The organism is Candidatus Eisenbacteria bacterium (assembly GCA_026388185.1).
GTDB lineage: Bacteria > Eisenbacteria > RBG-16-71-46 > JAFGJU01 > JAFGJU01 > JAPLKG01.
The window spans coordinates 220,662-245,267 of record JAPLKG010000014.1; the positions used below are offsets into that span (position 1 = coordinate 220,662).

Annotated in this window: 18 protein-coding genes and 1 pseudogene; 18 read left to right on the top strand and 1 reads right to left on the bottom strand. The window is 56.1% G+C overall.

The annotated features are described in order from the left end of the window. The first annotated feature begins 468 nt into the window (after window positions 1–468). From NTX17_08465 to NTX17_08545, 17 genes and pseudogenes are all read left to right on the top strand, one after another. A complete protein-coding gene (locus tag NTX17_08465; GenBank protein MCX5801404.1) occupies window positions 469–810 on the top strand; it encodes a hypothetical protein in 342 nt (113 codons plus the stop codon). A 278-nt stretch (window positions 811–1,088) separates the two neighbouring features. Further along, window positions 1,089–4,616 (top strand): T9SS type A sorting domain-containing protein, encoded by a 3,528-nt coding sequence (locus tag NTX17_08470; protein MCX5801405.1) that lies wholly within the window; start codon window positions 1,089–1,091, stop codon window positions 4,614–4,616. A 25-nt stretch (window positions 4,617–4,641) separates the two neighbouring features. Next, complete coding sequence (locus NTX17_08475) at window positions 4,642–5,169, top strand: DNRLRE domain-containing protein (protein MCX5801406.1); 528 nt, start codon at window positions 4,642–4,644, stop codon at window positions 5,167–5,169. A gap of 503 nt (window positions 5,170–5,672) precedes the next feature. Beyond that, a complete protein-coding gene (locus NTX17_08480) occupies window positions 5,673–6,152 on the top strand; it encodes an NAD(P)H-dependent oxidoreductase subunit E (GenBank protein ID MCX5801407.1) in 480 nt (159 codons plus the stop codon). Between the two features lie 591 nt (window positions 6,153–6,743). Continuing rightward, window positions 6,744–8,180, top strand: a complete 1,437-nt coding sequence (nuoF, locus tag NTX17_08485; protein MCX5801408.1) for an NADH-quinone oxidoreductase subunit NuoF — start codon at window positions 6,744–6,746, stop codon at window positions 8,178–8,180. Further along, window positions 8,158–8,880: a 2Fe-2S iron-sulfur cluster-binding protein gene (locus tag NTX17_08490; protein MCX5801409.1), complete on the top strand. Its 723-nt coding sequence runs from the start codon at window positions 8,158–8,160 to the stop codon at window positions 8,878–8,880. The genes nuoF and NTX17_08490 overlap by 23 nt, the downstream gene beginning before the upstream one ends. 62 nt (window positions 8,881–8,942) lie before the next feature. Next, complete coding sequence (locus NTX17_08495) at window positions 8,943–10,610, top strand: 4Fe-4S binding protein (protein ID MCX5801410.1); 1,668 nt, start codon at window positions 8,943–8,945, stop codon at window positions 10,608–10,610. A 117-nt stretch (window positions 10,611–10,727) separates the two neighbouring features. Further along, window positions 10,728–11,156 carry a hydrogenase iron-sulfur subunit gene (locus tag NTX17_08500; protein MCX5801411.1) on the top strand — a complete coding sequence of 143 codons (429 nt, stop codon included), beginning with the start codon at window positions 10,728–10,730 and terminating at the stop codon, window positions 11,154–11,156. Between the two features lie 4 nt (window positions 11,157–11,160). Further along, window positions 11,161–12,372 (top strand): (Fe-S)-binding protein, encoded by a 1,212-nt coding sequence (locus NTX17_08505; protein ID MCX5801412.1) that lies wholly within the window; start codon window positions 11,161–11,163, stop codon window positions 12,370–12,372. 66 nt (window positions 12,373–12,438) lie between these two features. Beyond that, on the top strand, window positions 12,439–12,603 hold the full coding sequence (locus tag NTX17_08510; protein ID MCX5801413.1) for an FAD-dependent oxidoreductase: 165 nt from the start codon (window positions 12,439–12,441) through the stop codon (window positions 12,601–12,603). 15 nt (window positions 12,604–12,618) lie between these two features. Next, window positions 12,619–13,743 carry an FAD-dependent oxidoreductase gene (locus tag NTX17_08515; protein ID MCX5801414.1) on the top strand — a complete coding sequence of 375 codons (1,125 nt, stop codon included), beginning with the start codon at window positions 12,619–12,621 and terminating at the stop codon, window positions 13,741–13,743. Window positions 13,744–13,885: 142 nt separating this feature from the next. After that, window positions 13,886–15,601: a CoB--CoM heterodisulfide reductase iron-sulfur subunit A family protein gene (locus tag NTX17_08520; GenBank protein ID MCX5801415.1), complete on the top strand. Its 1,716-nt coding sequence runs from the start codon at window positions 13,886–13,888 to the stop codon at window positions 15,599–15,601. A gap of 59 nt (window positions 15,602–15,660) precedes the next feature. After that, window positions 15,661–16,431, top strand: a pseudogene (locus tag NTX17_08525) (hydrogenase iron-sulfur subunit). 12 nt (window positions 16,432–16,443) lie between these two features. Further along, a complete protein-coding gene (locus NTX17_08530; protein MCX5801416.1) occupies window positions 16,444–18,165 on the top strand; it encodes an FAD-dependent oxidoreductase in 1,722 nt (573 codons plus the stop codon). A gap of 103 nt (window positions 18,166–18,268) precedes the next feature. Further along, a complete protein-coding gene (locus NTX17_08535) occupies window positions 18,269–20,467 on the top strand; it encodes an FAD-dependent oxidoreductase (GenBank protein ID MCX5801417.1) in 2,199 nt (732 codons plus the stop codon). A gap of 129 nt (window positions 20,468–20,596) precedes the next feature. Then, window positions 20,597–20,764 (top strand): PLDc N-terminal domain-containing protein, encoded by a 168-nt coding sequence (locus NTX17_08540; GenBank protein MCX5801418.1) that lies wholly within the window; start codon window positions 20,597–20,599, stop codon window positions 20,762–20,764. Between the two features lie 82 nt (window positions 20,765–20,846). After that, window positions 20,847–21,512, top strand: a complete 666-nt coding sequence (locus NTX17_08545) for an OmpA family protein (protein ID MCX5801419.1) — start codon at window positions 20,847–20,849, stop codon at window positions 21,510–21,512. Between the two features lie 124 nt (window positions 21,513–21,636). Here the strand turns inward: NTX17_08545 and NTX17_08550 are convergent, their stop codons facing one another. Continuing rightward, entirely contained in the window at window positions 21,637–22,878 is a 1,242-nt protein-coding gene (locus NTX17_08550; GenBank protein MCX5801420.1) for a glycosyltransferase, read from the bottom strand. 156 nt (window positions 22,879–23,034) lie between these two features. On the opposite strand from NTX17_08550, the gene NTX17_08555 reads away from it, so the two are divergent. Next, window positions 23,035–24,594, top strand: a complete 1,560-nt coding sequence (locus NTX17_08555) for a TM0106 family RecB-like putative nuclease (GenBank protein MCX5801421.1) — start codon at window positions 23,035–23,037, stop codon at window positions 24,592–24,594. Window positions 24,595–24,606 lie beyond the last annotated feature (12 nt).

Below are 24,606 nucleotides of genomic sequence, written 5' to 3' on the forward strand. Positions count from 1 at the left end.
GCTCCGCTTAATTGTGCTGCCCTGAGTTGCTTCACCTCGAATCGTCTTACTCATACGCGAGCCGGATAGCATTTGGTCTTGTGCCACAGGCGTTAAGGGGCGTGGGCCATGCTAGCCCAATGCCAGCGCATGGCCTGGCCGGGGGGATGAGCCTTCCATCGATGCGCATAGTTGGCCTTGCGGCCACGTTCGGTCTCTCTCGTCCAACGTGCTTTCCCGGCGATCAACGTACGTCAGCACGACAATGACGTCAAGAATTCATTCCGGGTGATGCAATCGGGCCAGACAGTCATTGTCCGTGCGGAGGAGGGGTCGCCACGACTTGACGAAGGGACTTTCGATTCTTGACACTCGATCCATGCGACGAAGAAATGCTCTTTCAGAAATGTGTTGACAGAAAAGCGTGAGAGTACTAGCTTTGTGCTGCTACAGAATCTTGATGTGTTATGTGGTGCACATACGTGTAACATGAGGTCGACCAGATGTGATTCGATCGCGACGGGGGCAGGTGTTTACGGAGAAAACGTCTTTGTCCAGAACAAGACTGACCTTGTCCTGAAAGCAGAAGGAGGTATAGGTGGAACGATAACTCGGTGGGTCGGGATACCCTTGACCGGTTCGCCGAACATGCTCATTGACCACAATATAATTGCAGGTTGCGTTGGAGAAGGAATCTACGGCGATGATTATGCCTCTGTGAGTTCCTGCAGCGATGTGTGGGGTAATTCTCCCGCGAAGTGCGGTGGCACGATTCCCGACCGGACGGGAGGGAGAGCAAGATATGCACAAAGCTGCTTTTCTGTGATCTAGGTGCCGAGAACTTTCTACTAAAGTGCAAGTCACGTTGTGCCAGTCCGCCTGGCTGTGGGAGCATGGGAGCTTTTCCAGTGGGTTGCGGACCCACATCCAGCGAACACACCACGTGGGGTAGAATCAGAGCTGTTTTCCTTTGACGTGACCGAATGGGCGGTGCAACACTAGCCTGTGTCGATCTTTCTCCTGCGCACCGCCGAGAGACCGCCGCCATAACCACAATTACAGACCAGAGCAGCCAGACGTCCAAACGGATCTGTAACAGGAGGTTCACAATGCAGAAGCCCAGGCTCTTACGGACCACACCCCTCATCCTTATTATCTTGATTTGTTGCACATTACACCCCGGGCTCTCGTCCGCCAGTGATCCCGACACTTTGTGGTGCGGAGAGCAGGATGCTGTCGCTCCGCGAATAGTCTTGAGAGGAATGAGTTTAGAGGAAGGCGAAACCGGTATCAGCCCGGTTGATAGCGTGAGGGTCTTGGTCATATACGTCACCTTTCCGGGCCAAGACAGTACCAAAGTCCCATATTATTTCCAAACCTTCCAGAACAGGTTTGCAGATTTTTATGATAGCTTATCTCTCGGTAAGCACATCCTGATCGTTTCTACCTACATTGCACCTGGCGATACAACAGCCGTCATGGCGGACAGCTCATCCTTGTGGTATCAAAGCAATGGTGGTTCCGGAAGGCTCAACTATGAGATTCTGGAGAAGGTTCACGCCCAGAGTCCGCAGGCTATTGATACAACCGATTGCATCATGGTTGTATGCTGGGAATGTGTCTTTGGTTCCGAAATACATCCGTATCATTGCCCGAATATACTAGGAAAGGCTAGCCTCGGGCAATTTCCCGACACCTTATCATTTGAATGGTCAGGCCCGGGGATCACTATGTGGCTTGTTCCTCCGTTCGACTCACAAAAACTCCAGAGTTGGAGTGCGGCACACGAATACGGACACCTTCTAGGATTGAACCACTCACCAAACTGCCCCTTGGGGCCCATCTCTGGATACTACAAAACAGAAGGTTACTCTGATTACTACTATGACAACTATTCCTTAATGCAACCCGTCATGTTCTGGCATATCTTCGAGACGCCCGAGGGTTTCGTTCCTCTTCACATCATGGATCTGCTGAAACTGGGCTGGGCCACCGAAACCGAAATTACGCGCGACACCACGGATCTCAAGATCCGCGACTTGCGCGTCCCCGGAGGCCAAGTATATCGACTCTCTATAGCTGCGAATGAATACTTTCTTATCTCGAACCATCAGCAGACCGGAGTCGATAGGGCCTACCCGGGAAGGGGGCTACTTATCTGGCACATTAAAGGCTTTGACCAAGTGGCGTTCTGGGACCTGGAATCGGCATACGGGATGTTCACGGATGGTGTACCAGACCCGGTGAGTGGAAAAGATAGTCTCGACATTCGCTGGCAGGGACCGCACGCCAGTGACTTCTTTGATGGTTCTGCCTTCACATGTTTCGCCGACTCAACTAACCCAAGCACGCGGGCCTACGACGCGGCTGGTCATTACGAGCCTCAGAATATTGAGACAGCCATCGCCGTCAGGAACATGGCCACACAAAACGACACTTTGGGGATAGCCGCAATCGTTGCCGATCTTTACCCTTCGCCGTATGGCGGTTCTACTGTCACTGCAAGCGGAAGCAATATCCTAGGCTGCCCAGGGTGGGACGGAGATAGCCTGATCTTCAACGTTACCCTAGCTCGTGTAGACGGCACACCTATAGGTGGCATAGATGCCGACAGTATTTGGACGGTCATTCCTTATTACTGTTATGGGGACACGGTGTGGGCCGATTCTGCTACTAGCTCTGCTGGAAAAACAACCATCTCGATGCTCCAGTTAGGTCACGGCTGCAGTGAGGGTCCCGAGAGTTTCAGTGTGTGGGTTAAAGGAGTCCTCTTGACGTCTCACCCGACCGTTACGATTCGGACCACGGACTTGGCCGATGACGACTGCAGGGTTACTGCCTCTGATGAGTCTGCCTTCGACAGCCTCTCGAGCAGCCTATGTGTGGATTACAATCTCAATGGTAAGACGCCCGAGGAGGAACTGTTTGAGGGACTAATCTGCAAGTATATACCTGGAGGGAAATGCGATTTTCAGTTATTCGATGCCCACTACTGGCACCCAATTAAGGTCACCTCGCCAAATGGTGGCGAGTCGTGGGCCGCGGGGACGCAGCACGAAATTTCCTGGGTTGACAGTGACGGAGGTCGGAACAACTCTTACGTCACGCTCGTCCTCTCGAAGGATGCTGGAAGTACCTTTCCGGACACAATCGCCGCAGCCGAAACAAATGACGGTTCATACATGTGGACTATACCGGCCGACGCTGAGAGCTTGGGCACCTGTCGGATCAAGGCCATCGTTTACGACAATGCCGGTGGTTACATGGCCCATTCCGCCGCCGACACAAGTGACGCGAACTTCACCATCACCTGGGGCACTCCTTCCTGTGGCACAATCTCGAGCAACACCACTTGGTCCGGATCTATCTATGTCCCCTGTGACGTTGTGGTGAGTTCTGGGGTCCAGCTTACCGTCTCGCCCGGCTGCGTCGTTCGATTTGCCACGAGCGACAGTAGCCATAGTGGCATTGACACAACGAAGTGCGAGCTTATAATCCAGGGCACGCTGACTGCGGATGGCAATTCCCAGGCCAAGTCGGTTTTCAGCTCGGCGACGAGTACCCCCACAGCCGGCGACTGGCGAGGAATGAGGCTGAGGCCAGGAAGTACAAACAATTTGGTCGACAACTGCATCATCAAGTACGCCTACACAGGAGTCGAGGCAGAGTCAACGACGGTGACTGTGGACTCATGCATTGTCTCCAACTTCACCAATGACGGCATTAAGGCGATTGCTTCTGCGGTTATGGTGACGAGCGACAGCATAGCAGTTGGGACCACCGGCGTGAGAGGTGTTGAGCTCACAAGCTCTACGACCGGAAGTGTGACGGGTTCTAGTGGCAATCACAATAGTATCACCGGCGCAGGCAGCGGCATAACCTACGGGATTGTCTCAAGCGGCAGCGCCTCTGCCGACATCAGATACACGTGGATAGACGGCGTCTACCATGGCATCAGGTGTTGCGGTGAGTCGTCGCCTAGCATCGAGCACAACCGAATCAAGAACACCACGGGTAATGGCATACAGACGGCAGACGAGGCAGCTCCTACGGTGTACTACACGACAATAGAGGATTTTCGGGGTACGGCGGTCTGTGCCGTTGGCTATTCCACTCCAGTTCTCGAATCGGCTTCTTGCTTATCTGGGGGCAACCGCATCTTCTCGAGTCAGTCATTCAACTACTATGTCGCGAATCTGACCGAGTACTCTATGCCGGCGCGAAACAACTGGTGGGGGACGAGCAACCCCAGCTCAAAAAGGTTCTTTGGTGATGTAGTCCATAGCCCCTGCTGTTCTTCGGATCCAGGGACTTCATATGGCTTGCCCTTCCTTTCACCCCCCTCGGTTGCTCCGGGAAGGCCCTATGTAACTCAGAACTACCCCAATCCATTCAATCCTCAGACAACTATCGAGTACGGAGTCGTGGTACCGAATTCACACGTAAAGATCGTTATCTACGACATCGCGGGGAAGACACTGAGGGTGCTCGTGGACGAGCCCCGGCCTGCAGGGCAGTTCAGGGCTTTGTGGGATGGAACTAATGTACGGGGTGAGTCTGTAGCATCTGGAGTGTACTTTTGTGAGGTAACGATCGGTGACTTCAGGCAGGCGAGGAAGCTTGTTGTGCTACGCTGACTTGTTCGACAAGGAGATTGGAATCATGAAAAGGATATGCGTTGCTCTTCTGACTCTTGTGTGTCTTGGTCTGATTGTTGCAGATTCATCAGCCAGAACCCTGGAACTTGAACCGGCCAAGGTCGCTGTCATCAGCCCTTCGGATAACTCCAACACCTCAGAGCTTCTTATGAAGTTCGCCATGCCGGAGGTTTTGTCCGGGCATTCAGTTGATTTCGCGAACCTTACGTTTCAGGCTAATTGCGGTGGCCAGGAGGACGCGGTCGTTCTTCAGGCGTTTGCTTTGACCAGGGATTGGGATGAAGAAACCGTGAGTTGGACTATGCCGTGGCAGACAAGAGGGGGCGACTGTAACAAGCGTTCTTCCGCTCATTGCATCAGTGAGAAGGGCTGTCGTGAGCCATTACAGTTTGATCTCACCGACGTTGTAAACGGTTGGCTCGAGGAGCCTTCCAAGAACTTCGGGGTTCTTGTGAAGGTGTCGGGGCCGTTCTCGGGGGGGCTCTCGACTGACAAGTCGCAGGGTTCGCCGAAGCTGAGCATTCTGTACTGAGTTGTCAGCATCGGTGTTGCTTTCCCGTCGATCAGGTAACGCAACCACGGTTGCGTTACCTGATCGGGATGAGCCTTTCTTGTTATGCGTTGCCTCTCAAGCTCACACGTGACATGTGCTGGGGCAGAACTAAAGCGCTATTTCGCTGAGTTGTGGGAATCACAGGCATCGTTTCAATTTTCTGGTCATGCCCACCCCAAGCAAGTCGCGCTGGATACTTCGGGCCGCGCCACAGATCCTTCGAATACTCCTTGTGTTCCGAGTCCACTAATCTCTTCCAAGCGCATTTGGCGCGAGGCGGCTTTGCCCCACCCAATGACATTGGTACTTTGGCACGGAAGACTGATACTCTCGCCTTGGCTCAACAGAGTCGATTTGGCGTACTTGACGTACTCGCGTCAACTCTGGTAAAATCCGAAACCTGTATGCCTTGACGATGACGCGTGCTCGATCGGTCGATTTCGTTGAAATGAAAGAGGTTAAGGCCTATAATAGGGTCGGCCATGCATTTCGACATTAGCAAGATAGAACGTATCCTACAGCAACACAAGCCCACTCCCGGCTCGCTCATCGCTATTCTGGAAGACGTCCAGGACGAGTTCCGCTTCCTCCCGGAGGAGGCCCTGGTTCTCATTAGCGGCAGAATCGGGGTTCCTCCAAGCCAAGTTTTCAGCGTCGCGACTTTCTACAACGCGTTCAGTTTGATACCGAAGGGGCGACACGTTGTGAGCGTTTGCCTGGGTACGGCATGCCACGTGAGGGGGGCGGGAGAAATCCTTACCCACGTGCGCAAGCAGATGAGCGTTGACTCTTCGGGTACAACCGCCGACCTGGAGTTTACGATTGAGGACGTGAGATGCCTCGGGTGTTGTAGCATTGCCCCGGTTCTCAAGGTGGACGATGAAGTCTACGGGCACACGAGTCCGGACAAGGCGCTTGAAACCCTGGCGGGATACAAGAAGCAGGAAACCGGCGAGGCATGACGTAGGCAAGTGACGCCTTCTTGACGTCGCCGCTCGCGTTTTTGGGCTGAATCGCGCTTTTGGAATGAGTTTCCCATGAAGATTCGTTCGCTCGAAGATCTCCTGGCGGCCAAGAACAGGGGGCTGGCCACTCTCTATCCACGGAAGACGAAGATCATGGTCGGCATGGCCTCCTGTGGAATCGCAAGCGGTTCCAGAACAGTCATGAAGGCCCTTCGCGACGAAACACAGAAGCTTAGTCTCGACGTCCACATTTCTCCCATCGGCTGCATCGGCTCCTGCTACAAGGAGCCCCTCGTGGACATAATTCAGCCGGGCAAGCCCAGATTGACCTACGCAAATGTGACTCCTCCCGCCGCGAACGATATCGTGGGATCTCTCGCTTCCGGAAAGATCCTCACGGAGGGACTCCTAGCACGCATCGAGGAAGACGAGAATCTCGTGGAGGGGACCACAGTCCAGATTTCGAGTGGAGTAACGGGCGGTTTGACCGGCTTGAGTGGGGAGTTGTCCGCGAGCGGCGCCACGGGCACGAGGCCGAGGAGCGACGCTGGCGCGAGCGAGCTCGCCGGCGTTCCCGCGTTTGGTGACGTGCCATTCTTCAAACAACAAAAGAGAATCGTGCTGCGCAACTGCGGCGTCATAAATCCCGACAGCATTGATGAGTACGTTGCGCGAGGCGGCTATCTCGCCCTTCACAAAGTGCTCAAGGAGCTTTCGCCCGAACGGGTGATCGAAGAAGTGAAGACCTCGGGCCTGCGCGGTCGGGGCGGGGCGGGTTTCCCGACCGGCGTCAAGTGGCAGTTTACTCGCAACGCGCCGGGAGACGTGAAATACATTATCTGCAACGCGGACGAGGGAGACCCCGGCGCATACATGGACAGGAGCGTTCTTGAGGGAGATCCGCACAGCGTGCTCGAAGGCATGGCGATCGGGGCCTTTGCCGTCGGGGCGCACGAAGGCTACATTTATGTGAGAGCAGAGTATCCCCTGGCGATAGACAAACTGCAAAGAGCGATCAAACAGTCGGAAGAATACGGCCTGCTCGGCGACGATATTCTGGGAAGTGGTTTCAGCTTCAGAGTGAAACTGAGCAAGGGGGCCGGCGCTTTCGTTTGCGGTGAAGAGACCGCACTTATGGCCTCGATCGAGGGCAGGGTAGGCGAGCCTCGCCCCAGGCCGCCGTTTCCCGCGCAATCCGGTTTGTGGGGAAGACCCACCAACATAAACAACGTAGAGACGTGGGCGAACGTTCCCGTGATCGTGGCGAGAGGCGGAAACTGGTATTCTCAAATCGGTACGGAGAAGAGCAAGGGCACGAAGGTGTTTTCGCTCGTCGGGAAAGTCAACAACAGCGGTCTCATTGAAGTACCGATGGGCATTACTCTGAGAGAGATAGTCTACAGCATAGGGGGTGGCATCACGGACGGAGGGAAGTTCAAGGCAATTCAGACCGGCGGCCCCTCCGGCGGATTCATTCCCGAGAGCCTGATAGATCTTCCCGTCGACTACGAACGATTGACCGAAGCCGGCGCCATAATGGGTTCCGGCGGCATGGTTGTGATGGACGAGAAAGTCTGCATGGTCGACATGGCCCGCTTCTTCCTGACGTTCACCGCCGCAGAGTCATGCGGGAAGTGCGCGCCGTGCCGAATAGGCACATACGTGATGAACGAAACGCTCGCGCGGATATGCGAGGGACAAGGTAAAGAGGGAGACATCGAGTTTTTGGAAACACTTGCCGAGACCGTGAAAGCTCTATCGCTCTGCGGACTCGGACAGACTGCACCGAATCCCGTGCTCACCACAATCCGGTATTTCAGACACGAATACGAGGCACACATAAGGGACAAGAAGTGTCCGGCGAAGGTCTGCAGACGCAAATTTACTCCTGAAGAAATCGCGCGGCTCAAAGAAAAAGCGGCCACGAAGCGTCAGGCATCGGAAAAGGTTGGGGCGCCCAAGAGCGCGCAGGTAACTCATAAGAAGAAGGCAGTCAAGAAAGATGCAGGGAAACGTAAGCATTAAGATAGACGGACGAGACCTCGCGGTCGAGAGAGGCTTCACAATTCTCGAGGCCGGCAGGCAGGCCGGCATTGAGATTCCGACGCTTTGCTTCGATGAAGCGCTCGAGCCCTACGCTGCTTGCCGGCTCTGCGTGGTCGAGCTCTCGGTGAAGGGAGTCAAGCGATTCGTGGCCTCCTGTGTGTATCCCGTCGAGGAAGGTGCGGAAGTAATGACCTCCACGGACGAGATTCTTCGTCACAGACGGCTTCTGGTGGAACTCTACCTGTCGCGTTCGCCGGAAGCGAGAAAGATAAGAGAGCTTGCAGAGCAACTCGGTGTGGGTGAGCCCAGGTACAAATTTCCGGAGACTCACAATTGCATTGCCTGCGGTCTGTGCGTGCGAGCGTGCAACGAGATAGTGGGCGCGGGGGCGATAGGGTTCTCGCAGAGAGGGATGAAGAGGAGAGTGGAACCGCCTTTTCGCAGAGGTTCGGCCACGTGTATAAGTTGCGGCACGTGCACAACGATCTGTCCGACCGAAGCGATTACGCTGAAGGAAATAGATCAAGTCAAATCAGTGCACGTTGCCGGCGAGGGTGCCTCCATAGAGCCGTGCAGCGTATGCGCCGCATTTGAAATAGTTCCGAAATTACCAGACGACTACGTCGGATGGCTCTCGGAAAAAATCTCGGGGAAGCCCGCGGCGAAGACCGTGAAGTGAGTGACCTTGCAAAGCGCGTGAAACGATCCGGCGAGCCGCGGCCTCCGGTATCAGGAGAACGGATGGAAAATTCTCCAAGAATCGGTGTCATCCTCTGCTATTGCGGGAACGAAATACGCGAGGCGTTGGATTTCCCGGAGATCGAGACATTCGTCCGCGCGTTGCCCGGTGTGGTTTATGTTGGGGCCGAGGCCTATCCTTGTTCGAGGCCCGGAGTGGCGACCTTGGCGAATGCAATCAAGGAACATCGACTCGAGAGAATCGTGATCGCCGGCTGCACGCCTCGACTGCACGGGAAACTTGTGGCTCAAGCCTGCGAGTCGGCCGGACTAAACAGATGGTACGTTGACGTGGCGAACGTCCGCGAGCATTGCAGCCGAGTTCACAAAGACAAAGCCGGCGCCACGAAAAAGGCAAAGGCTCTGATTGGTGCGAGCGTCAAGAAAGTGAGTCTCTCCGGGTCCTACGAACCCGTGAGGGCGACGCCGGAGAACTCTGTCCTTGTGATTGGCGGCGGCCTGAGTGGTCTCGGTGTCGCAGCGGAGCTTGCGAGCTTGAGTGGCAGCGGAACTCCTGACGTGACCCTCATCGAGAAGGAAGAGGTCCTGGGCGGGATGCTTCTTCGACTTCACAGGCCCTACCCTTACGGCAAGGCTGCGAGAGACATCGTAGAAGAAAGGCTCTCGAAGATCGAAGGCAAGGTGAGACTGCTCAAACGAACCGAACTTGTTTCTTTCGCAGGTGCCCCGGGCCGGTATCGCGCGAGACTATCAACGGACGGGAGGATTGAGGAGTGCCAATTCGGAGCGATAGTGGTTGCGACTGGCGCCGACTGTGTGAGCCTGACGGAATTACTGGAATCGCCGCCGCTGAGGGGAATCTCCACCTTTGGCGGTCGCATTCTCGGGCAGATTGATTTTGAAAGGGAGCTTCCGAACGAGACACTCAAGGGTGCCCGCTCCGTTCTCTTTCTCAACGTTTCTGCGTCGCGACTCAGCCACTCCACTTCGAGAGTCTATTCTCTCGTGGCATTGAAGAACGCGACCTCGCTCAAAGAAGCAAGCCCCGGACTCGAGACGCAGTTTGTTTTCGCGAACGTGCCCTCGGAGATGGAGAGAGAATTCCATAGAGCCAAGAACGCCGGAGTAACGTTCGTAAAATGTGACGATGATGCGAATATTGAATTCGTGAAGGCCGGGCTTCTTCTGAAGGATGGAGTCCGCGTCAGTGCGGACGTTGTTGTCTTGCCGACTTTCCTCAAGCCGCGGCCGGGTTCTGACAAGCTTGCCGAGCTTCTGCGAATTCCGGTAGACGCTCATGGTTTCTTCGTCGAATCCCACATTAAGCTGAGGCCCGGCGATTTTGTTGAGAGAGGCATATTTGTAGTGGGAAGCTGTCATTCACCTGCAACCATTCTCGAGTGTGGCACGCAGGCCATGGCTGCAGCCTCTAGAATTTCCCGGTTTCTCGGGAGCGAAATCGTGAAAGCCCCGCTTTTCTCGAAGATTGATGAGAATGTGTGCAGGGGTTGCAGCCGGTGTGCCGAAGCGTGCCGGTGGGACGCGATAGAAATGGTGACGCTCGACAATGGTCTCAAGCGTGCGAACGTTGACGAGACCCTGTGCACCGGTTGTGGAGTTTGCTCGACCGTGTGTATAAACGGAGCGCCCTCTCTCGCGCCGGTGACGCAGAGGCAGATAAAGGCGATGGTGGAAGTCGTTGGAGCCTAGAACTAGCGGGTGCCCAGCGCGAGCGTAGAGGATGGAGGTTTCGGGCGATCTGTGGAGGTCGCCGGGCATGCCTGGACGCGTTTGGACGCCGAGAGGCCATAGAGAGATCGAGACACTATGAAGAAGGATAACGCGAAGGTGAGCCGTCCATCTAACGTCGTCATATTCACCTGCAATTGGTATCCGGCAATCGCCGCAGACAACGCTGGGGTCGTCGGTGAAGAATATCCTGCGGACACCAGGATAGTGACATTGACGTGTGCCGGACGGCTTACTCCAGCTCTCATTCTGGATGCCTTTGGCTCGGGTGCGCAGGGAGTGCTGGTGGCGGCATGCAAACCGGAGATGTGTCACTACGTGAACGGAAGCTCCACGTGCGAGCAGGTGGTCGCCGATTCGAAGGAGCTTGTCGGGCTTCTCGGAATAGGGTCTGAGAGGATTTACCTGGCGACGTTCGACACGGAAGAGGGGAAGCGTTTCGCCGACTGCGTGAAGGAATTTCACCGGAAAATAGTGGGGCTCGGCGCCGTCGCCGTGGAGCGGTAATGAGTTGCAGCCGGAACTTCTCGTGGAGGTCAGTTTGAAACCCGACGCGGGTCTGGAACGAAAAATCGCGGAGACCAAGGCCTACAACTGCGTTGAGTGCGGGATTTGCACGGGCAGTTGCCCCGTCTCCCGCGTAAATCCGAATTTTTCGCCCAGGCTTATGGTTGAGAAACTGCTCCTGGGGCCTCAGGACGAGATTCTGGCTGACAAGGAACTGTGGTCCTGTCTCACGTGCAAGACGTGCAGTGTTCGCTGCCCCGCGCAGGTCGACTACAACGAATTCATGAGAGCGGCCAGAGTGGCGGCGCGACAGGAAGGCTTTGAGGGGGTCGACACACACGCCGGTGTCTTGCGTTCCATCATGGAACTGCACGCCAAGGGCTTCAGACCCAAGAGTACTCGCTGGCTCGACGCCAGCCTCCGAACGTGCACGCGAGGCGACGACTTCTACTTTGTCGGATGCCTCCCATACTTTGACGTAGTGTTCAAGAACATCGAACTGGAAAGCACTCCGGTTGCGCGGTCGGCGGTCAGGTTGATGAATTTGGTGGGCATCACGCCTGTCGTTTCCGAAAACGAACGCTGTTGCGGTCACGATCTGTACTGGTCGGGGAACCACGACGATTTCGTCAGACTGGCGAAGTACAATCTGAAGCTCATCTCCGGTTCGGGCGCGAAGAGGGTGATCTTCACGTGCCCGGAAGGATATTACACATTTAGTAAGCTATATCCGGAGGCTCTCGGCAAGCTCAAGTTTGACGTTCTGCACGTCACCGACATCCTGCTCGAGAAGGTGAAAAAGGGCGGGCTGGTATTGCACGCGCCTCGTTCGGGTGCTGAGCGAACGTCCGAGTCCGGCGCCGAACCGCTCAAGGTGACTCTCCAGGATCCGTGCAGGATGGGAAGGATGATGGGACGAACGGAAGAAATGCGGGAGTTGTTGGCTCTGATTCCAGGGGTCGAGCTCATCGAAATGCCGAGGAATCGCGCCAACGCAGTCTGCTGTGGTTCGAGCGCGTGGATCACCTGCACGCTCTGCAACAAACAGATTCAACTCGACAGGCTGGCCGAGGCAAAGGAAACAGGGGCGTCTACTCTGATCACAGCCTGCCCGAAATGCAGGATTCATCTGACGTGCGCCCAGTACGACAAGGACAGGGAGCTCAATATTGGAATCAGGGACATCGTTTCGCTTGTGCTGGATGCCGCGGGATAGGGGCGCGGCAGGTGACCCTTGGAATGCTTCGCCCTTTGGGAGGCGATTCTCGAGGAGGGAGAGCGAGTGGCTGAGGTACTGGTAATAGGAGGAGGCATAGCGGGGATTCAGGCCTCTCTGGATCTCGCTGACATGGGGGTAAAGGTCTACATGGTTGAGCGCAGGCCGAGTATCGGCGGCGTAATGGCTCAACTGGATAAGACGTTTCCCACGAATGACTGCTCCATATGAATACTGGCGCCTAAGATGCTGGATGCCGGTCGGCATCCCAACATTGACATCCTCGCGTACAGCGAGATCGAGAGCGTCAAGGGTGAGGTGGGCGCTTTCTCGGTTACCGTGAAGAAGAAAGCCCGCTTCGTGAAAGCCGATGTGTGCAACGCCTGCGGCGACTGCGCGGCCAAGTGTCCGCGAAAGGTCGGCGACGAGTTCGACATGAAGTTGAAGGACAGGCGGGCCATTTACCTATATTTTGCGCAGGGAATCCCTGCCGTCATGACGATCGACAAGGACAACTGCACGTTTTTCGAGAAAGGCAAGTGCAGGCTGTGCGAGAGGGTGTGCCAGAAGGGTGCGATCGATTTTGAGCAGAAGGACGAAACGCTTGAGCTGTCGGTCGGAGCAATAATCGTGGCCACCGGTCTTGACGTGTTCGATCCGACGCCGTTGACCCAATACGGCTACGGTCGGATCAAGAACGTCATCACAGGGTTGGAGTATGAACGACTGATCAACGCGACCGGTCCGACGGGCGGGCACCTTTATCGGCCCTCGGACAAGACGCTGGCGAAGAAAGTGGCGTATCTCCAATGCGTCGGGTCGCGGGACCTCAACTACTGCAAGTATTGCTCGAGCGTATGCTGCATGTACGCGATAAAGGACGCGATGCTGGCGCGAGAGCACGATCCCGAGGCGGTCTCTTACATTTTCCACACGGACTTTAGAAACGTGGGAAAGTGGTTTCAGGATTACGAGATAAAGGGGCGGGAGATCTACGGCATCAATTACGTCAGGGGACGAGTGGCGGAGGTGGAAGAAGACAAGAGCGGGAATCCGATCGTCTGGTACGAGGACACGCGGAAACGGGAAGTGAAGTCCCTCAAGGTCGACCTCGTCGTTCTCTCGGCGGCGGCTACGGCGGCCAAAGGTTCCGACCGACTGGCAGAGATTCTGGACATCAGACTTGATGAGAATCGGTTCGTGAGTGTCGGCGACCGAGAGCCCGCCGATACTTCCAGGCCCGGGATATTCGCCTGCGGTTTTTGCAACGGGCCGTGCGACATTCCGGAAGCCGTTTCGCAGGCAAGCGCGGCCGCAATGAGGGCGGCGGAGATGGTGTTGCCGGAAGTAAGTGTGGCGTCAGGTTCTTGAGCGAGTGATGCGCGGAAGAATGCGTGCACGTGAAGGGGGGGAGAGAGAATCTCGGTCCGGAGACGGACTGTCAGAGTGGGGGGCTTCGAGGTGTGCGAAGTACATAGGAGCGAGTGAGAGATAGTCGATGATGAGTGAGTCAATGAAGGGCGTCCGATCCGACGACGACGTGGCTGCGAGCAGCGACGAGATCCGCATCGGTGTCTTCATATGCAAGTGTGGGACAAACATTGCGGGTTTCCTCGACACCAAGGTCGTGTCCGATTATTCCCGCACGCTTCCAAGCGTGGTCTTCTCGCGGGAGAATCTTTTCTCGTGCTCGGAGGCGGGCGTGACTGACATAAGGAACGCCATCAAGGAGCAGAACCTCAATCGCGTGGTCGTTGCGGCCTGCACGCCTCGGACTCACGAGCCGGTGTTCCGGGCCGCGTGCGAGGAGGCGGGACTCAACAAGTACCTCTTTGAGTTCGTGAACATCCGTGAACAGTGCTCCTGGGTTCACAAGGCCAGTAGAGAGATCGCGACCGAGAAGGCCAAGGATCTCGTGCGGATGGGAGTTGCAAGGGCGACGAGACTCGAGCCCAAAGAAGAGATCACCGCAGACGTGGCGCGAGTAGCCCTGGTCATCGGTGGGGGGATATCCGGTCTTACATGCGCTCTTTCCCTCGCAAGAAGAGGGTTTCCTGTCAAACTGGTAGAGAGAGAAAAAGAGTTGGGCGGGCTCCTCACGTACGTCAATAGACTCTATCCTTCCAACATCTCTGCGAGCGAGTTCATTGCAGAGAAGATAAGAGACGCCCGGCGTGACCTCAAGATTGAGATAATGACCTCCAGCATCGTCACGGACGTTAGGGGCTACATCGGCAAGTATGAGGTGTCCGTGTCCTCCTCCGGCGAAATGACGAAGTTTGTGTGCGGCGTCATCGTCGTTGCAACCGGGGCCGAAGAGCTCATACCGGATGGCTACTTTGGGTACGACGGCAAGAAAGTCATAAGGCAGATTCAACTCGAGGAAATGATGAAGCGGGGAAAACTCGAGGGTAAGCGATTCGTGATGATTCTGTGCGCGGGGGCCAGGGTGCGAGAGAGAATCTACTGCTCGCGGATTTGCTGCACGAACTCGATAAAGAACGCAATGCTCATTAAGGAGGCCGTGCCCGACTCCTCCGTACACATACTATACAGGGATCTGCAATGCTACGGCGTCAAGAATGAAGAAATGTATCTCAAGGCGAAACAGATGGGTGTGCGATTCGTCAATTATTCCCTCGATAATCCACCGGTCGTAGAGGCCGGCAGAGTAAGTGTGCTCAATCCCCTCACCGGAAGAAAGATGGTACTAGATGCGGATCTTGTGATTCTCTCCTCGCCGCTCGTTCCGAGAAAGGGAGTCGAGAAGGTCTCGCGAATGCTCAAGGTGCCCCTCGACGAGAACAAGTTTTTCCTCGAGGCCCACGTGAAGTTGAGACCCATGGATTTCGCGACGGACGGGATCTACGTTTGTGGGACCGCCCATTGGCCCTCGTCCACGAGCGAGAGCATCTACCAGGCGTTGGGTGCTGCGGCCCGCGCTTCCATTCCGCTGACGAGAGGATACGTGAAGGTGGAGCCGATCGTCAGCGAACTTGTGGACGAGGATGCTTGCAGGGGATGCGGCATGTGTGCAGCGGCGTGCCCGTACGGGGCAATCGAGATCGTGGACACGGAGAAGGGGCCCAAGGCCAGGATGACAAATGTTGCATGCAAGGGGTGCGGCGTGTGTGCCGCCATGTGTTACAAGAGCGCGATTGGCATGAGCCATTACACGGACGAGCAGCTCGACGCGCAGGTTAGAGCGTACTTAAGAGGAGAAACATGAGCGAGTTCAGGCCCAGAATCTTGGCGTTCTGCTGCAATTGGTGAGCGTACGGGGCAGCGGATCTCGCCGGGGTTGCGAGACTTCAATATCCACCTGAAGTAAGGGTGATACGAGTCATGTGCTCGGGTAGGGTGGACCCGTCCATCATGATGGGAGCGTTCCTCAACGGAGCGGACGGAGTCTTCGTGGGCGCATGCCTCTTGGGCGAGTGCCATTACACGGACGGAAACTACCATTCTCAGGCGAGGATCTTTGTCGCGAAAAAAATCCTCTCATGCTGCGGCATAAATCCGGACAGGCTCGAGATGAGGATGATGTCGTCGGCCGAGGGCAATAAGTTCGTAAGATATGTGACCGAATTCACTGACGCGATCACAAAACTGGGCCCGCTGGGCGATAGCGAGCATCTCACCAGAGAGGAGCTTCCCCTCAAGCTTCAGGTCGCGAGAAACGTCGTCGAAGGGAAGAAGCTCAGGTGGGTGACGGGGAAGAAGGTCGAATTCTCCGGCACGGGCAACCTGTACGGCGAAGTCTTCACGGAGCACGAGCTGGGAAGAATGTACGACGAGATAGTAATGGACGAGTGCACGATCCAGGAGATCGTCCTTCGCGGGAAAGACGGACTTGTCTCGGTGAAGGAACTTGCGAGAACGCTGAAGGCTTCGCCGCTCCGAATCCTGAGAGAACTCGTTGACATGCGAAGGATGGGGATGGCGGAAATCGAAAGAATCGAGGGCAAGACACCGCTTTGGCGAGTCAGGGCAGAAGGGCAGGCCCTTTCTGCAGTGGAGAGCCGTGCCCTCGATGCTCGAGGTTGCAGCGAAGAGTAGGATAATCCGGAAATGGCACAGGGAATGACGGAACAGACGAGAGACTCGAGCCCCGAGAACCGCGCCGTCCTCGTGGTGGGCGGCGGGATTGCGGGGATAGAGGCGGCTCTCGAACTCGCCGAGGCCGGCGTAGAAGTCTATCTCGTGGAACAAAGCCCCACCATCGGCGGCGCGATGGCTCAACTTGATCGGACGACCGCCTCTGACGTTTCTGCTTTGTGCGAGCTTGTGCCGAAGATCGAGGCTCTGAAGCGGTACCCGAACATTCATCTCGTCACGAATGCTGCGGTCGAGGAGGTCAAGGGCGAGGTCGGAGCTTTCGAAGTTGTGGTCAGGCAGGATCCCTTCAGGGTCGACGAGAAATGCACGTTCTGCGGCGCCTGCGCCGTCGTCTGTCCCATAAAGCCATTCGACACGTTCAACGAAGGCCTCTGTCTCAGGACCGCCATAGACTCACATAACTGGGCGTCACTCCCGCGTCTTTACAACATCGAGAAGGAGACGCCGATATGCGTAGAGACTTGTCCCGCGCACGTTGACGTGAGGACTTACGTCGGGCTCATCGCAGACGGGAAGTACGCCGAGGCCGTCGAAGTCGTGAGGCGGACGAACCCCCTGCCGGCCGTGTGCGGTCGAGTCTGCAATCACCCTTGCGAGAGCGCTTGCAACCGCGGCAAGCAGGACGAGCCTATCGCGATAGACGCGCTGAAGAGATTCGCGAGCGACTACGAAGTCGACCTTAGAAAGCAGGGTAAGATTCCCCTGCCCAACCCCACGAAGAAGAAATCCAACAGCAAAGTCGCCGTCGTCGGCTCCGGCCCAGCCGGTTTGACCGTTGCCTACGACCTCGCACTGAAAGGGCGCGAATGCACGATATTCGAGGCCGCTCCCGTACCGGGCGGTATGCTCTGGCTCGGGATTCCCGAGTACAGGCTGCCGAGGCACGTCATAGAGTCCGACGTTGAGTACATCAAGGCGCTCGGCGTCGAACTCAAGTTCAACGCACCAGTGGGGAAGGACCTCACAATTGACGATCTCCTGAAGCAAGGCTTCAGAGCGCTGTTCTTTGGCGTCGGCGCGCACAAGGGGCTGAAGCTCGGCGTGCCGGGGGAGGACGAATTCGAGGGGATTCTCGATTGCGTCGTCTTCCTGAGGCGAGTCAATCTCGGCGACAAGAGAAAACCCGGCGAGAAGGTCGTAGTAATAGGTGGAGGCAACTCTGCGATCGACTCCGCTCGGACGGCGTTGCGTCTCGGTTGTCAGGAAGTGAGCATACTTTATAGGAGAAGCCGCAGAGAGATGCCGGCGAATCCCTGGGAGATCGAGGAGGCCGAGAGAGAAGGCGTGAAGATTCATTACCTGGCCGGGCCGGTCAAGATGCTGGGCAGAAACGGCAGGGTCAGCAGCATGATATGCACAAAGATGAAGCTGGGGAAACTCGACGCCAGCGGGAGAAGAAGCCCCCTCCCCCTTGAAGGTTCCGAATTCGAGATCGAGACAGACTGCATCGTCCCGGCAATCAGCCAGGAGCCTGAGATATCGTTCCTTCACGAAGGGCACGGGCTGAAGATTTCAAAATGGAACTCGTTCGTCGTGGACGAAAGAACCATGGCCACGAATCGCGCCGGCGTTTTTGCGGCAGGTGACTGCGTGACCGGCCCCGCCACGATCATCCAGGCAATAGCCGCGGCGCACGTGGCCGCGGACTCGATAGAGAAGTACTTGGAGGGATGAGCTGAGCGGCGGGCACTTGTGGAGTTCGGACACTGGCCGCAGAAGGTCGGTGCAGAAATCAACGGTTCTTCGCCGGCGCGACCGAGAGTGATTCTGGGCACAAATGAAGAAGAGCAAGTTCATAACTGATTTTGGCGACATACCGGCACCGAGAGAAAAGATGCCGCACCTACCTCTCGAAGAACGAAAGGGCTTCGAAGAAACAGAGCCCGGCCTTGAAGAAGAGAGCGCTATCAGGGAGGCCAAGAGATGCCTCAGTTGCAGGCGTTGTATCGGGTGCGGTCTCTGCCTTGCGGAGTGCGACCCGCGCGCGGTTGTCTACGACGAGAAGCCCCGAATGCTCAGGCTGAAAGTGGGTGCGATAGTGCTCACGCCTGGTTTCGACGAATTCGAGGCCGGGAGAATCCGCGAGCTTGGTTACAGGCAATTTGCAAACGTGATCACCAGTATCGAGCTGGAAAGAATGTTGAGCCGGACCGGGCCGTACGGTGGGAAGGTTCTCAGGCCGCATGACGGCGAAGTGCCGACGCGGATTGCGTTTGTGCAATGCGTGGGCTCGAGGGACGAGGCACTCGGTGCAGACTATTGTTCCAGCGTTTGCTGCATGAGCGCGATGAGGGAGGCCCTGTCGCTAGTGAGACAGATAAACGACGCTCGCGTGACGATTTTCCATCGGGACATGAGGCCGTTCGGCAAGGGTTCGGAGGAATTCTATCAGACCGTATTGAAGGAACCGAGGGTCGATTTGATTCCGGCAGCGGTATCAGGAATCGAGGAAGCCCCCGAGAGCGGGAACCTGGTGGTGGAGTTTTCCTCTGCCAGCGTGGCGAGTGACGCGGTGGACTCTTCCGTCGGCGGCGCGAGGCGGGAAGAGTATGACTTGGTCGTTCTCTCCGTAGGAATGAGACCTTCTTCGACGGCGCGAGCCATCTCCCGGAAGACCGGAGTCAGACTCAACAAGTATGGCTTCTGCCAGACGAGTGCGTTTGCGCCGATTCTAGCAAGCAAGGCCGGAATAGTGGCCGCCGGCGCGTTTACCGGTCCGAGGGACATCGAGCAGAGTGTGTGCCAAGCCGACGCGGCCTCCGCGGCGGCGTTGCGGAGCATTAACGGCGGGTCGCTCCCGGCCGGCGACGTGATTCGCGACACTGCGTATGGCGGCGAGGGGCCTTCCGGAGAGACCTCGGCAGGAGACGTTTCGCCGCCCGCCTCTTCGTCTGTTTCTTCATCTGTTCTCGTGATCGGAAGTGGAGTCGCAGGCCTCACTGCGGCCATCGAGCTATCCAACTCGGGCCACGAAGTCACGATTATCGAGAAAGAGCGAGAGCCGGGCGGAATCGCGGCGAGATTTCCTGTTCGATTGGAGGCGACACCAGAGAAAAGCGGATCACGCGGCAAGAGCGGTGCCTCTGATAAGGGCGGTCAGTCCGAGGGGGACGCACATGGCAAGACCCTGATTTCATCTTTGCTCAAGGCCGTGGAAGCGACGGGTAGAGTCAAGGTTCTGACGTCCACCGAACTCGGAAAGTTCTCGGGAGAGGCCGGACACTTTTCCGCCGTCCTGCGTTCGAACGGGAGTGAGAAAGAAGATGAGTTTGGTGCCGTAGTGATATGCACCGGCGGAAGGGAACACATTCCGGAGGAGTTTCTCCACGGAAAAGACAAGAGAGTCGTTACACAATTTGAATTCGAGAACATTTTGAACGCTGGTGAACTCGAGGCTTCGTCAATAGCCATGATTCAGTGCGTCGGTTCTCGCAGTTCTGATTGGCCCGTGTGCTCACGCACCTGTTGTGAGCAGGCTCTGAGAAACGCGCTCAAGGTGAAACAACTGAAGCCCGAGACAAAAGTAGTCGTCTTTCACAGGGACATCCGGGTTTATTTTGTGGAAGAAGAGTTGTTCTCTGAGGCCAAGGAGAAGGGGATTGAGTTTGTGAGGTTGAGGGATGGCATCTCGGCTCGTGCTATGGCCGCTGGGGCGGCGAGAGTGGCGGGGGAGGCTACGCCCACCGAGACTGTTTCGGCTGACTACGTTGTCTTGAGCACGGGTTTCAGGCCGCATCCCGGAGTAGCAGAGCTCGCCAGCATGCTGGGAGTTGAAATCGACGACAAGGGATTCTTCGCCGAAGTTCATCCCGGCCTGAGGCCCGTTGAATCTTCCAGGAACGGCATCTACATCTGCGGCCTCGCCCATTCTCCCCAGAGCATCTCGGAGACTATTGCACAGGCGATGGCGGCCGCCAGGAAGGCTTCTTCGGCGGTGAAGAGACTAGCGGCTAACGTAGATGAGCCGTGCCTATAGAACATGATTGACACGCAGCGGGGCTCGGGATAGCATTTTGATCCGTAATGCCAAGCGGGTTGTGTTGCGAGAGTGCGAGTGATGACGTAGGACAGACGTTTAGGCACGAAAGGAGGAAACGGAGAGGACATGCATGCAATCATCGGTCTTGTCGTTCTGGTGCTGGATGTCGTCGCGATCCTGGATTGCCTCAAGAGACCCATGGAGGTAGGCAAGAAGGCTCTGTGGATCATCTTAATCCTGGTGCTGCCGTTGATCGGGATGATTCTGTATTTCCTGCTAGGCAGAGGAAAATAGAAAGACGAGTCATCTCCCGGCCCGGAATCTAGTCGGGCAGGCAGGAACTAGGCGAGGTAGCAACAAACGTAAGGAGGTCGTTGTGAAGAAGCTCATCGTATTTGGTTTAGCGGGTTTGTTGATGCTTGGGAGTCTTAGCTGCGGCTGGACTCGAGCACAGAAGGGGGCAGCCATAGGTGTTGGCGCCGGGGGCGCAGTCGGCGGTGTTATCGGAAGCAAGGCTGGGAACACTGCGGTCGGCGCGATCCTGGGCGCGATGGTTGGTGGTACTGCAGGAACGTTCATAGGCAAGTACATGGACGACCAGGCAGCCAAACTGCAAGAGGATCTCGATAACGCGAGGATCGAGCGCATCGGCGAAGGCATCAAGGTCACCTTCGATTCAGGGATTCTATTTGATTTTGACAAATCCACTTTGAGATCTGCAAGCCAGGAACAAATCAAGAAGTTTGCTGAGGCTCTCACGAAGTACGAGGACACGGATATCTTTATCGCGGGGCATACCGATGCTACCGGCTCGGAGGATTACAACATGACGTTGTCGCGCCAGCGGGCGGAGTCGGTCGCGAACTACCTGGAAAACCTGGGCGTGGTCCGGACGCGCTTCGCGATAACGGGATTCGGGGAGACCCAGCCCATTGCGAGCAACTACACCAGTGAAGGCCAGCAGCTCAATCGCCGGGTCGAAGTTGCAATCTATGCAAACGCCAAGTTAAAGGCAGCCGCCGCGGCAAAGACGCAGGGCTAAACCGATCGGAATCAAGCTTCACGGTATAAACGGGGGTGTTGGCTATCTCGTCCTCGTGCGGATGAGGTGCACACCCCCGCAGTCTAACCGAATTGATCTTCCTGGGCGTGGCCTTAGCGTTACCTTATCTGCTACCCACGTTCTGCGGATCTTTGTCCCGCTGCTGAAATCTAACGACCGTTTCTCTCCATGCCTGTTCGAGGAGAGGCGCGATCTTGTCCCAGTCGTATCGTTCCTCGACCAGTTTTCTCGCCTTCGCGCTCAGTGATTGTGCCAGCGATTTGTCGTTCAAGAGGCGGATCACATAGCCGGCGAACTCTTCTTCGCTTCGCGCTATGAGGATGTGTTCGCCCGGCACGACCTCTAGACCCTCTGCGCCCTCGGGCGTCGACACAACGGGAAGGCCGGCTGCCATGGCCTCGAGGATCTTTATTCGTGACCCTCCAGCGATTCTCACTGGAACGATGCAGAGGGTGGAGCGAGAAAGGTGTGGTCGCACGTCCTCGACTGTTCCAGTGAAAACGGCGCGCTCACCGGCCAATCTCCGCAAGAACGGCGGCGGGTCCTTTCCCAGAAAGGTGGTCGTTACTCCAGGATCCTTCTCGAGAACTCTAGGGAAAATTGATTCCATGAAGTAAGCGACCGCGTCCTGATTGACAAAGGCGTCGAAGGATGCGGAGAACACCAGAGACTTGCTCGCGAGGTCTGGTTTCACGGAGTCGTAGTAATGTACATCGATGCCGTTGGGAATGACGGTGACCGATTCGCAACCGTAAGACGTCTTGAACTTGTAGCGGTCGTCCTCGCTTACGGCGCCGACGTGATCGAATCTTCTGCAGACCTTTTCCTCGAACCTGAGCATCTTCCGCCATTCGAGATGTAGAAGAGCGCGCTTAATGGGGTTCTTTTCGTGTTGATACAGTCGTTGCCACGGCATGGCTTCTATGTTGTGAGAGGAAAGAAAGAGAGGGCGATCTTGCAGCCCAGTCACGTACGCTCCGTAGTGAGTCCACTCGCAGTGAATGAGGTCGAAATCCTCCTCTTTCACCAGCTGGTTCAAAGTAACGAGGTAGTCCCGGCGGAAGTGTTTCTTCATGACAAGCGGCGTGGAGGCGAACATGTTTGCGAGTGCCAGAGAATAGAGTCTGTAGGCCGGCACGAAAGGGTTTCGCTTGGGTAAGGTCAAGAGTCTGATTCCTAGAGATTCAATTTGTTTGCGCGCGCCTTCTTCACCGGAAGGATCGGCGAAGCAGAGATATGTTATCTTATGATTGCGTGCCGCCCTGGCGAGGAGATGGTAACTTCGCAGTCTCTTGCCTGAAATGAGGGGATAAGGAATCCATTCATCGAGTACCAGGACTTTCAATAGTGCCTCGCCGAGACAGAAGTTCCGCCGTCAAATTTGGTTCCCACTCAAGAGTCGCAAGACGTAGTATAGCCAAAACGAGCGCAGTTTCAATAATATGTTATCTACATCTCAGCAAGTCATGTGGTAGAGTCATCAAGAGGAGCTGACGTTCGCATGGCAGATAATCCGTCGCCCGAAAAAAAGCCCAAGGCCACGCCCCGGACAACGCGGGCCCCAACGCCCGACACTGAGCCCATGCCCGGGTCCGAATCTAAGACGGAATCTCACCCGACAATCATTACGGCCGGTCACATTTATGATTATCTTCTCTGCCCTCACAAGGTCTATCTGGACGAGTTTGGCGACAGGTCGCGCATGGATCCCGAATCGGATTTTGAGAGGGTCCTTTGGGACAAGGGCATGGCACACGAAGAAGAGGCTCTTGAGCGATTGGGATTTGCCGTCGCCCAGATAGAATGTGAGGGTTTCGAGGAATGTGAGAGGGAGACTCTTCGTCTGATGAAGGGCGGGGAGGGCTTCATATATCAGGGTCGACTTTCGGCTCCTTCCATGCGGGGGAGTCCGGACTTGCTCGAAAAGGTCCGGGGCAAGTCCCGGCTGGGCGCGTATCACTACGTCCCGATAGACATGAAGTCTGGTTCGGCGTACGAGGACGAGGAGACGGGAAGATTCAAAGAGCATTACGTTCTACAACTGTCCTTTTACGCCGATATTCTTGAGAAGGTGCAGGGTGTGAAGCCTGAGACGGGAAAGATAGTGGACGGCGAATTCCACGTCGTGTCGGTGGATCTGAAACCCTTTGAGAGGGAATACTTCGAGCGGCTTTCCGAGATACGCGACCTTCTGTCCGGAAAAGCGGAGTCTGAACCCTGCATAGGCGGCGTGTGCGCGCAGTGCCATTGGCGCAGCTTCTGCTATCGTTGGGCGAAGGATCGGGACGACGTCAGCTTGGTCCGCAAGCTCAACCGTCCAAGGAGGAGCGCCCTCAGAGAAAACGGAATCCGGACCGTGAGCGAGCTTGCGGAGCTTGGAAACGCGAAGAGGCTCCCCAAGTTTGAGGGCATTTCCGGCAGAGCTCTAGAGCAATTCGTGAGAAGAGCCGTCGTTTTCAAACGAGGCGAGCCGATCCTTCATTCTCCGGTCGAACTTCCACGCAGGAGGTTCGAGATTTTCTTTGACATCGAAACGGAACCGCTCGAGGAAATATGCTACTTGTACGGGATAGTCGAAAGAGAGGGTGAAGAGCAGCGTTACTTGAGCTTCTTCGCCGATTCGCCGGACGAGGAAGAAAGCGCGTGGAACGCGTTCTGGAAATACGTGTCCGGCTTGGAGGATTTTCAAGTCTACCATTACACGTCATACGAAAAGACCGTCCTTACGAGTCTTTCCGAACGATACGCGTGCGATCCCGCTTTGTTTGAAAGGTTCTTTCAGGAGAGCACAGACCTTTACGGTCTCGTGGACAAATGCACCGAATGGCCTTCGCATTCGTATTCCATAAAGGCAGTCTCGAAGCTTCTCGGGTTCGAGTATTCCGAACGTGACCCAGGCGGTCTCAAGGCGGCCATGTGGTACATAGAGTATGCGAAGGCTCCCGGCGCCAATCGCGCGCTCAGGGAGAAGATCATTCAGTATAACAAAGAGGATTGTGAGGCGATGATAGTCCTCAAAGATTGGCTCGCGAAGAAGAACGAAGAAGCGTTCGGCCGATAGCGAGGCACGGGA

Bases quoted from the DNA above. Each gene is read 5' to 3' on its own strand.
- NTX17_08465 (MCX5801404.1), top strand. From the start codon at position 469: ATGAGGTCGACCAGATGTGATTCGATCGCGACGGGGGCAGGTGTTTAC.
- NTX17_08470 (MCX5801405.1), top strand. From the start codon at position 1,089: ATGCAGAAGCCCAGGCTCTTACGGACCACACCCCTCATCCTTATTATC.
- NTX17_08475 (MCX5801406.1), top strand. From the start codon at position 4,642: ATGAAAAGGATATGCGTTGCTCTTCTGACTCTTGTGTGTCTTGGTCTG.
- NTX17_08480 (MCX5801407.1), top strand. From the start codon at position 5,673: ATGCATTTCGACATTAGCAAGATAGAACGTATCCTACAGCAACACAAG.
- NTX17_08490 (MCX5801409.1), top strand. From the start codon at position 8,158: ATGCAGGGAAACGTAAGCATTAAGATAGACGGACGAGACCTCGCGGTC.
- NTX17_08495 (MCX5801410.1), top strand. From the start codon at position 8,943: ATGGAAAATTCTCCAAGAATCGGTGTCATCCTCTGCTATTGCGGGAAC.
- NTX17_08500 (MCX5801411.1), top strand. From the start codon at position 10,728: ATGAAGAAGGATAACGCGAAGGTGAGCCGTCCATCTAACGTCGTCATA.
- NTX17_08515 (MCX5801414.1), top strand. From the start codon at position 12,619: ATGCTGGATGCCGGTCGGCATCCCAACATTGACATCCTCGCGTACAGC.
- NTX17_08520 (MCX5801415.1), top strand. From the start codon at position 13,886: ATGAAGGGCGTCCGATCCGACGACGACGTGGCTGCGAGCAGCGACGAG.
- NTX17_08530 (MCX5801416.1), top strand. From the start codon at position 16,444: ATGGCACAGGGAATGACGGAACAGACGAGAGACTCGAGCCCCGAGAAC.
- NTX17_08535 (MCX5801417.1), top strand. From the start codon at position 18,269: ATGAAGAAGAGCAAGTTCATAACTGATTTTGGCGACATACCGGCACCG.
- NTX17_08540 (MCX5801418.1), top strand. From the start codon at position 20,597: ATGCATGCAATCATCGGTCTTGTCGTTCTGGTGCTGGATGTCGTCGCG.
- NTX17_08555 (MCX5801421.1), top strand. From the start codon at position 23,035: ATGGCAGATAATCCGTCGCCCGAAAAAAAGCCCAAGGCCACGCCCCGG.